Here is a 10628-nt window from a genome sequence, read left to right on the forward strand (position 1 = left end):
TCTCTTTGTAAAGTTCATATTGTTCTTTTAAGTGATATGGCATTTCTACGTTTGGATCATACATAATTTCCATTAGATCCGTCACTTTTTGTTTCGGAGCAGCATCAGCTGTTTTAATGGCATCTTTGATTTCTTCTTTAGCTTGTTCGATCACTTCATTTTCTTTTTCTTCATTCCAAAGATCTTTTGCTTCTAAATAAGCACGGAATCGAACTAATGGATCTTTCTTTTCCCACTCTGAATCCGTATCAGATGTACGGTAACGTGTCGGGTCATCCCCAGCCATCGTATGTGGTCCATAACGGTAACATAATGTTTCAATTAATGTTGGGCCTTCACCATTAACTGCACGTTCACGAGCGTCGCGTGTTGCAACATAAACTGCCAATGGATCCATTCCATCAACTAGGATACTTGGAATACCTGCTGCAATCCCTTTTTGAGCGATTGTTTTAGCAGCAGTTTGCAATTCACGTGGAGTTGAGATTGCATATTGGTTATTTTGAACAATGAATATAGCTGGAGAGCGGAAAGCACCTGCAAAGTTAATACCTTCGTAGAAGTCACCTTGCGAAGAACCACCGTCACCTGTATAAGTCACAGCAACTGATTTTTTCCCGCGTTTTTGCATACCAAGAGCAACACCTGCAGCTTGGATGATTTGAGCACCAATAATGATTTGTGGTGGGAATACTTTCACGTTTTCAGGAATCTGATTCCCCATGAAGTGTCCTCTTGAGAATAGGAATGCTTGTGAAAGTGGCAATCCGTGCCAGATCATTTGAGGTACATCGCGGTACCCTGGTAGGATGAAATCTTCTTTTTCAAGAGCATAATGAGAAGCTAATTGAGAAGCTTCTTGCCCAGCTGTTGGTGCATAGAAACCTAAACGCCCTTGTCTGTTTAAAGAAATAGAACGTTGGTCAAGAATACGTGTATACACCATGCGGCGCATTAACTCGACTAATTCATCATTTGATAAATTTGGATCTGCGTCTTTGTTAACAATTTCGCCTTCTTCATTCAAAATCTGAAACATTTCAAATTTTTCTTCGATCGCTTGAAGTGTTTCTACTGGTCCTAATTGCTTGGCATTTTTTGCAGCCATGTTAACACCTCTCCTTAAGTAACTGTATTAAAGCAAGTATAAAAATTGAGTGATACAATGTTCATTCTTTCCTAGTATACTCAACTTTATTTTCGTGGTCAATCATTGGAAACTCTAGTGAAATATGAACTTACCAATGACGGACTATTCACATTCCTTAAATCTGTACTAGTACAAATGAAACTCTGTATTATAAAACTAAATCGACTGTAAACGTTCTACAACGCACAAAAAAACGACCTCAGCTCGAGGTCGTTTTTTAACTGTATACTAATGAAAAAGCGTATGYAAGAAAATGTTGATTTCCATTGCGGCGGACGCGTTTCGCGGGCACGGCTTCAGTCTCCTCGTCACTAGAAAAACCGGTGCTCCTRCATCGCTTCGCTAGCTTCGTCGCAAACGAATAGTGCAAACTTACATTTGCACTATTCGTTTCCTGCGGGGCCTTCAGCTCGTGCTGTTCCCGCTGAAGTCGCCGCCTCCACTCCAATCAACGGATTTCGCTTCTGTTTGCATATCTCTTCATATTATTTCATTAGTAAGATGATGGTCGGCTATTTCTGAAGACTCCTGCGGAAAAACGAAATAAGTTAGACCCCACAGGTTCAGCTGTCATAGACAGCTGAGCCGAGGAGGCTAGCGTTTCGTCCGCGGAAAGCGAAAGATATAGCCGACCACAATCTCTTTCGTTAGAGTGCAAAAAATAAGAACTCAATTTTTATACTTTTATATTAATTATTATTCTTTTGTCAAAAAGCTGAAACGACCTCAGCTCGAGGTCGTTTTACTTTTCTTCTTGTAACGAGTCATATACAGACTCTTTCTGATCATTTATTTTTTTGGTTGCATCATTGAAAGCATTAATCGCTGATTGAACAAGTTCGTTTTGCACATTGACTTTCGTTACATGTTCCTGAAGTTCTTCTTGTTGAGTTTCTTCATTCGCTAGCATTTCATATAAATCACTTTGTAAGTCAGTTAATTTTTGATATTCATCACTTACGACATCATGTGCTTCATATCGCGCATCCATTGTAGCTTGTAATTCAGATACCGAAGATTTGATTTGATCTTCTTTTGCCTCTTCTACTATTTTATCTAATGAAGAAAGTGATTCTTGGGCGCCTTTAATCGAATCATTCTCTTCTTTTAATAGAGTTAATCTTTCAGTTAATGATAATTTCATCTCTTCAACTTTTGCACCGACTTTTTCTTTCTGTTCTTGAGTAAGTTCCATCGTTTGGTTAAAAGTCAGTTGTTCTTTCTTTTCTAATTCAGCCAATTTTGCTTGTGCGTCACGATATCCTTGTTCTTCTTCATATATTTTAGTTAATGAATCGGATAATTGCTGCTCAACAGATGTTCCTATTGAACATGCAGAGAGTAATAGTGAAGTAGACAAAACGGTACCAATTACAATTTTTTTCATTTCATAACCTCCCAAATCTTTTTTTACTATAGACCTTCAAGTGAAAAATTTCAACTTCACTAAATTCGTCATTTTCGTTTGCACAAGGGCTAACCTTCGCTATACTAATTAAAGACTGAAAGTAGGAAAGGAAGACCACGATGTTTGTAATGAAAGATATTATCCGCGAAGGACATCCAACTTTGCGAAAAAAAGCGCAGGAAGTAGATTTCCCTCTATGCACTGAAGATGCCAAATTGGCACAGGACTTATTGGACTATGTGAAAAACAGTCAAGATTCGGAAATGGTGGGACGATATGACTTGCGTCCTGGAATCGGAATAGCTGCACCCCAAGTCAATGTATCAAAGCGTATGTTTGCACTTCACTTACCGGACGATGAATTAAGTCTAGTTGCCATAAATCCAAAAATAATCAGTCACTCAGTTGAAAAAACGTATATTACTGTTGGAGAAGGTTGTTTATCTGTTGACCGTGCAATAGAAGGTTATGTTCCTAGATATGCACGCATAACCGCCAAAGGTATTTATCCAGATGGAAAAGAATTCAAACTGCGTTTAAAAGGTTTACCAGCAATCGCTTTTCAACACGAGTTGGATCACTTGAACGGGATTATGTTTTTCGATCACATCAACAAGAAAAACCCTTTTGAAGAAATCCCTGATGCCGTTCCTTATGAACGAAAATAATAAAGGTTCCCAAAAATTTTGGGAACCTTTTTGCTGTTTATTTGAATTAAATAAGCTTTAAATATCTCATGGCATTTACTAAACCATCTTCGTCAACATGAGTGGTAACATATTTAGCACGTTTCAACGCTTCTTCATGTCCATTCCCCATACAAACGCCAAAACCTACCGCCTCCAACATTTCGACATCATTCAGCCCGTCTCCAAAAGCAATCGTGTCTTCAACTGCGATTTGAAGTTTTTCACATAAAAAATATACAGCATTGGCTTTTGAAGCCCCATTTGGCAAAATATCAGTAGATACACGATGCCATCTGACGAATTTCAAAAGCGGGAAATTTTCTTTGTATGCCTTTTCTTCTTCAAAAGAGCAAAATAAAAGCGCTTGATAAATTTTTTGATTAAGATAAAAATCTTTTTCGAAAGCAGGATGAGGAAACTTCAGGGTACTGATGCTTTCTTCTACATGAGGATGATATGTACTAGAGGCAATCATTTTTTCAGCATTCATATATACCATCGGATGATTTTTGATTTCCGCGTAGGCCGATACTGACTTGAGTAGTTCAAGATCAATTTGTGTTTTGGACACCACTTCACCTTTATAGACAATATATTGACCGTTAAAACATATGTACGAGTCAATCTCTAATTCTTTTAGAACATCCTGAATCATAAAAGGTGCTCGTCCAGTAGCGATAAAAACTTCATGCCCGTTTTTTCGAGCTTCGAATACTGCTTCTTTCGCTTTGATTGGTAACTTTTTATCGGAATTATATAAGGTTCCGTCAATATCAAAAAACAATACTTTTCTCAAAACTTTCATCCTTTCTTTTGTCCTCCAGTCTACTAAAGACGGGAACCCTTTACAAAAGTTGCAATTTTCTGTATAATGATGTATAAGGAGTGATTTGCCATGTTAAAGCGTCTAAAAAAGAAATTATTGAGACGGTTGGGCGGCATACTCGGGAAAAAATCGATCGCTTAATTTTTTGCCCTGCTATTTATAGTAGGGCTTTTCTTTATTTTAAAAGGCGCTCGTGATAATATAAAGAGAATGTAATTATTTTGAACGTGAAAAAGGAGAGCAAAACATGATTTACAAAGTTTATTATCAAGAAAACGTGCTTGAAGTGCCAGTTCGCGAAAACACAAAAAGCCTTTATATCGAAGCATCCTCTGAACGTGAAGTTCGTTACGCTTTAAAGGATCGCAAGTATAATATCGAATTCGTTCAGCTACTAGAAGGTAATCATTTATCTTACGAACAAGCTAGCGAAAACTACAAAGTGGAGAAACTTTAATCCACATGAAATTTGTTAAGAATGATCAAACAGCGGTTTTCGCACTCGGCGGACTGGGCGAAATCGGTAAAAACACTTATGGTGTTCAATTCCAAGATGAAATAATTTTAATTGATGCAGGTATTAAATTCCCTGAAGATGATTTACTCGGGATTGATTACGTTATTCCTGATTACACGTACCTTGTGAAAAATGTAGACAAGATTAAAGGTCTATTTATTACACACGGTCACGAAGATCACATCGGTGGTATTCCCTATTTGCTGAAACAATTAAATATCCCTGTTTACGGAGGCAAACTTGCACTAGGTTTATTGCGAAATAAATTAGAAGAACATGGTTTATTGCGTACAACTAAAATGCATGTAATCGCTGAAGAAGACGTGATTAAATTCAGAAAAACTTCAGTGAGTTTCTTCCGTACAACGCACAGTATTCCGGATGCATACGGCATCGTAGTTAAAACACCACCCGGCAATGTTGTACATACAGGAGATTTTAAATTCGATTTCACACCCGTTGGTGAACCAGCTAACTTAACCAAAATGGCTGAAATTGGCCGAGACGGCGTGCTGTGTTTGCTTTCTGATAGTACAAATGCAGAAGTACCAAATTTCACAATGTCAGAGCGTAAAGTTGGCGAAAGCTTGTCGGAAATTTTCCGTAAAGTTGATGGTCGCATCATTTTCGCAACTTTTGCGTCAAACATTCATCGCTTACAACAAGTAACGGAAGCGGCTGTCCATCACGGACGTAAAATTGCTGTTTTTGGACGTAGTATGGATAACGCCATTACAATCGGACGTGAACTTGGCTATATTACTGCACCGAAAGAAACATTCGTCGATGCGCAATCATTGAATCGTTTGCCTGCGAATGAAGTTATGATTTTATGTACAGGTAGCCAAGGTGAACCGATGGCAGCGTTATCGAGAATTGCAAACGGTACACACCGACAAATTCAAATTCAACCAGCGGATACGGTAATTTTCTCTTCTTCACCGATTCCTGGTAATCGTACAAGCGTCAATCGAACAATCAACTTATTGTTCCGTGCAGGAGCAGATGTTATTCATGGTTCATTGAATAACATTCACACTTCAGGTCATGGTTCTCAAGAAGAACAGAAATTGATGTTACGTTTAATGAAACCTAAATTCTTTATGCCGATTCATGGTGAGTATCGTATGTTGAAAATGCATACGGAACTTGCTGTTGATTGTGACGTGGAGCCGGAAAATACTTTCATCATGGAAAACGGTGATGTATTGGCACTTAGMCAAAACCAAGCAGCAGTCGCTGGTCGCATTCCTTCAGGTGATGTTTATATCGATGGTAGCGGCATTGGTGATATCGGTAATATTGTTTTACGCGATCGCCGAATTCTTTCAGAAGAAGGCTTAGTCATTGTTGTTGTAAGCACAGACCAAGAACGTCAGAAGATTGTTTCTGGTCCAGATATTATTTCTCGTGGTTTTGTTTACATGCGTGAATCAGGTGCGATGATCAATGAAGCACAACATATGTTAAATCGCCATTTACAAAAAACAATTCAATCCAAGGCAACCCCTTGGTCAGAATTGAAAAATGAAATAACCGACGTATTAGGACCGTATTTATACGAAAAAACAAAACGTCGTCCAATGATTCTACCAATTATAATGGAAGTTTAATACTATTCAAAAAGCTGTGCCACCAACACATAATGTGTTAGTGGCACAGCTTTTGTTTTAGAAGGCTATTTTCTTCCAGCGCTTTCCGCTTTTCKTCATGTCWAGCTCCRAAGCCCAGCTCGCTCCTTAGCTTCAGTCTCTCAAGCGAAAGCAAGCTTTCGTTTCGAGCCTTCCAGCACCGGAGTCGAGCTAGCACAGGCTTCTCCGCTTTTCTTTAATGCATTGCTTTCTTTTCAAAGCGGATAATATCTGCGTCTGCACCGATTACGATCAGTACATCATTGATTTTGATTTCTTCATCTGCTTGCGGAGAAACGAGAATATCAGCTCCCCGTTTAATCGCAACAATATTTATTCCATATTTCGCACGGATATCTAGATCAATTAAAGTAGAGCCAGCCAATATTTCATTCGCTTTTATCTCCATAATTGAATGTTCTTCCGATAACTCCAAATAATCAAGTACATTATTTGTCATTATGTTGTTGGCAATTCGAATACCCATATCGCGTTCAGGATGGACCACTTGATCGGCACCGATTTTACGTAATACTTTTTCATGATAGTCATTTTGAGCTTTTACCGTGATTTTATTGACACCAATTTCCTTCAACATCAACGTTGTTAAAATACTGGATTGAATGTCCTCTCCAATCGCAACGATTACATGTTCAAAATTACGTATCCCAAGTGATTTCAAGACAGATTCATCTGTCGTATCTGCAACAATAGCTTGTGTCGCGATTGATGCAAATTCATCGACACGGTCTGAAAACTTATCGATGGCCATAACATCTGCACCTTGTTCAATCAGCTCACGAACTATACTTCCACCAAATCGACCTAACCCAATAACTACGAATTCTTTCTTCATCTTTCAACCTCCGTTGCGGAACGAATGGTCATAGTGTATCACAACTTTAATAGACGCTCAAAATGTTTTTACGCTTCTCCAAATTGGGACATCACCAACTGGTGATAATGACCACGATCTTTCATTAAAGAATCATGATTCCCCGATTCCAAAACACGTCCATTTTCCAAAACAATAATCTGATTTGCTTCACGGATGGTAGAAAGTCGATGAGCAATCATGATCGCTGTCCGGTTTTTCAACAGCGTTCTTAACGCTTGTTGAATTTGAAGTTCTGTTTCCGTATCAATGGAAGCTGTTGCCTCATCCAGAATGATAATTCTTGGATTTGCAAGAAGTGCCCGTGCAAAAGATAACAGTTGTCGTTCACCAACGGATAAAATATTCCCTCGCTCTTCCACTTCGGTATCATACCCATTCGATAAACGCTCGATGAAACGGTTTGCACCAACAGCTTCGGCTGCATTGATTACTTCTTCATCCGTAGCATGTGGATTGCCGAATCGAATATTATCCATGATGGAGCCTGAGAAAATAAACGTTTCCTGAAGTACAATGCTGATTTGTTCACGCAATGCACTCAGTGATAAATCACGGATATCCATTCCATCCATTTTCACCACACCAGAAGTTGGATCGTAAAAACGTGAAACCAGATTGGCAATTGTCGTTTTACCAGATCCCGTATGACCAACCAGGGCAACCGTCTCCCCTGCATTCATTTCAAGAGAGATTCCTTTTAAAGCTAAACGGTCTTTTTCATAACCGAATTGAACATTTTCAAATTCGATATGACCTTGTAATTGATTAATTTTAGTTGGATTTGCTTTTTCATGTACCAAAGGCTGCTCATCCAAGAATTCGAAAATTCTTTCAGAGGACGCCATCCCCATCAGTAATTGGTTATATATCTGGCCTAAACGTGAAATTGGCTCCCAGAACATGCCGAGGTAAAAGGCAAATGCGACGAATGCACCAAGGTCAAGCTGGTCATTTTGGATTAAATATGCACCGTACAAAATCAGAACAACCGAACCAACGGCATTCGTCATTTCTACGAACGGTCGGAACATAGAATTCTTTTTAGTGGCTACACGCCAAGACTCAAAACTTTCTTCATTAATTCCATTAAAGAACGCCATGTTTTCATTTTCCTGTGTGAATGATTGAGTAATTCGCATTCCTTGAATACTTTCATTCAGATGGGAGTTGATTTTCGCTTGTTTCATCCGCACATCCTGCCATGAGCGACGGATGTTTTTACGCAGCGTCGTCGAGATGAAAAACATCAGGGGCAAGATGACCAGAACTGCTAAAGCAAGTGGTGGACTGAGCGTAAACAGGATGATAAGTACCCCTATAAGAAGTAGCAAATCCATCAATAGATTGATAACACCATTTGTAAACAACTCTTGCAGCGAGTTTATATCGTTCATAATCCTGACGAGTATTGAGCCGGCTGAACGTTGATCGAAGAAACGATGCGATAGCCATTGAACATGCGTAAACAAATGTTTACGCAAATCGTATATTACATTTTGACCGAGTTCATTCATCCACCTTATTCTGAAACGATTCGCAACAGTGTTGACAATATATAATCCTGCAATAGTACCAACCACCACCCATAGCATTTGAGCATCTTTGTTTTCCAATGCTTGGTCAATGGCATACTCACCTATCAAAATAGGGATGATAAGCCGAATCAGCGTGGTAATTGTTACAGCAATAAAAGCCTTTGGCAATAATGTTTTTGCATAAGGTTTCACATACGTAAAGAGTCGAGCGAGTTGGTACCAGTTAAACGGTGCATCAATTACATCATCCGAAGAGTAGCGGAATCGTTTTAATACACTAGGATTGATTTGTTTAGTCATTGTGATTCCGCCTTTCTATGCATAAATATTTTCAAGTTGGTCTTTGTATTGAATTTCATAAATCCGCTTATACAAACCTTGTTGTTTTATCAATTGATCATGCGTACCTCTTTGAACAATCTTCCCATGCTCAAATACAATCAACTCATCTGCATGTTTCACAGATGAAATCCTGTGAGCAATAATAAACGTTGTACGGCCTTTCATCACTTCTTCCAAAGCCTTTTGAATGTGAAGTTCCGTTTTCATGTCTACAGCACTTGTTGCATCATCTAGCACCAAAATTGCAGGATTCTGGCATAATGCCCGAGCGATTGCAATTCTTTGTTTTTGCCCGCCTGATAAACCGAGCCCCCGCTCCCCTAACATCGTGTCATAGGTTTCAGGTAGCTCCATTATAAAATCATGGGCATTGGCACGTTTAGCTGCATCGATAATTTCATCCATCGTTGCATCAGGACGACCATATGAAATATTGGCTTTAATCGAAGATGAAAATAAAAATGATTCTTGAAGAACAAAGCCAATGTTAGAGCGTAGTGAGGTAAGCGAATATTCATCGACAGCAATGCCATCAATTTTAACTGTTCCCGTTGTCGGTTCGTAAAAACGCGTTAACAGTTGTGTTAAACTCGTTTTACCTGAACCCGTTGCACCTATTAACCCAACCCGTTTTCCAGCTTCCACTTTCAAATTCACTTCTTCAAGAGCTAATTGATCTTCTTCACGATATTGAAGAGTGACATTTTCAAACGCTACATGTCCTTTCATTCTTGAACCATCGATTGCATTTTCTTTGGATGTAATCGGTTCGGGTGCTTCCAGCACTTCCAGTAAACGCTCTCCGGATGCTTTTGATTGAGAGAAAAGATTGACCGTGAAACCTAAGTTCATAATCGGAAAAATAATGTAACCCAATAAGCTGTAGAATGCCACTAAGCGCCCAACACTTAATTGACCTTCCATAACTAGGAAGCCCCCGTAGCCGAATAAGAAGACCACGCTGATATTTCCGAGGAACTCCATCACAGGAAAGTACTTTGCCCAGATTTCAGTTGTAAATAAATATCGATCTTTATAGTCACCGTTTGAATTGTTAAATTTGTTAATTTGGAACGATTCACGGGAAAGTGATTTCACTGTATGAATCCCGCTAATGTTTTCTTGAACATTCGTATTTAATTTACCGAATGATTTACGGATGTCCCTGAAAGCCGGATGCACCAATTTATCGAATCGTAGCACTGCTACAACTAATAAAGGCATGGCGGCCATCGACACAAATGTTAATGAAACTGAATAATAAAACATAACGCAAAGCGAAACGGATACTAAAAACACCAAACGGAACAACTCAACGAATCCGAACGATAAGAAGAACCTGAATCCTTCTACGTCAGCTGTCAGTCGGGACATTAAGTCTCCCGTTTTTGCATTATCGTAATACGAGAATGGCAAACGTTGCAATTTAGCATATAACGCATTTCGCAATTCATAGACCGAGCGAATTCCGAACATATCCCCCGTGTATTGCCCAATGTACGTGGCAATTCCTTTGATAATCATAAGACCCATGAAAATCCCAGCAAGTTTCCATGCCAAATCATATTCTTGCCCCTTAATTACACGGTCAATGGTTTGTTGCAAGATGATTGGATAGGCCACAGTAATTAA

Annotated in this window: 9 protein-coding genes; 3 read left to right on the plus strand and 6 right to left on the minus strand. The window is 39.0% G+C overall.

Annotation, left to right across the window (positions count from 1 at the left end; genetic code table 11):
* The coding region (gene pdhA / locus AC1DSL_RS13720; protein WP_477532595.1) for a pyruvate dehydrogenase (acetyl-transferring) E1 component subunit alpha at positions 1-1108 on the minus strand (1108 nt) is incomplete at its 3' end.
* A gap of 784 nt (positions 1109-1892) precedes the next feature.
* Complete coding sequence (locus tag AC1DSL_RS13725; RefSeq protein WP_477532596.1) at positions 1893-2537, minus strand: YkyA family protein; 645 nt, start codon at positions 2535-2537, stop codon at positions 1893-1895.
* Between the two features lie 140 nt (positions 2538-2677).
* On the opposite strand from AC1DSL_RS13725, the gene def reads away from it, so the two are divergent.
* Positions 2678-3226, plus strand: a complete 549-nt coding sequence (def, locus tag AC1DSL_RS13730; RefSeq protein ID WP_342541865.1) for a peptide deformylase — start codon at positions 2678-2680, stop codon at positions 3224-3226.
* A 46-nt stretch (positions 3227-3272) separates the two neighbouring features.
* Here def and AC1DSL_RS13735 read toward each other — a convergent pair whose 3' ends face one another.
* Positions 3273-4043, minus strand: a complete 771-nt coding sequence (locus AC1DSL_RS13735) for a Cof-type HAD-IIB family hydrolase (RefSeq protein ID WP_477532599.1) — start codon at positions 4041-4043, stop codon at positions 3273-3275.
* A gap of 277 nt (positions 4044-4320) precedes the next feature.
* Between AC1DSL_RS13735 and AC1DSL_RS13740 the strand changes: the two genes are divergently transcribed.
* Both AC1DSL_RS13740 and rnjA read left to right on the plus strand, forming a co-directional pair.
* Entirely contained in the window at positions 4321-4530 is a 210-nt protein-coding gene (locus AC1DSL_RS13740) for a DNA-dependent RNA polymerase subunit epsilon (RefSeq protein ID WP_016427835.1), read from the plus strand.
* A 5-nt stretch (positions 4531-4535) separates the two neighbouring features.
* Positions 4536-6203: a ribonuclease J1 gene (gene rnjA, locus AC1DSL_RS13745; RefSeq protein ID WP_477532597.1), complete on the plus strand. Its 1668-nt coding sequence runs from the start codon at positions 4536-4538 to the stop codon at positions 6201-6203.
* 214 nt (positions 6204-6417) lie between these two features.
* Here rnjA and AC1DSL_RS13750 read toward each other — a convergent pair whose 3' ends face one another.
* From AC1DSL_RS13750 to AC1DSL_RS13760, 3 genes are all read right to left on the minus strand, one after another.
* A complete protein-coding gene (locus tag AC1DSL_RS13750; protein ID WP_016427837.1) occupies positions 6418-7077 on the minus strand; it encodes a potassium channel family protein in 660 nt (219 codons plus the stop codon).
* 68 nt (positions 7078-7145) lie between these two features.
* Positions 7146-8954, minus strand: a complete 1809-nt coding sequence (locus AC1DSL_RS13755) for an ABC transporter ATP-binding protein (RefSeq protein WP_342541866.1) — start codon at positions 8952-8954, stop codon at positions 7146-7148.
* A gap of 15 nt (positions 8955-8969) precedes the next feature.
* Positions 8970-10628 (minus strand): ABC transporter ATP-binding protein (locus tag AC1DSL_RS13760; protein WP_477532598.1); only part of this gene is annotated, 1659 nt, incomplete at its 5' end.

The organism is Paenisporosarcina sp. P4_D4 (assembly GCF_056401835.1).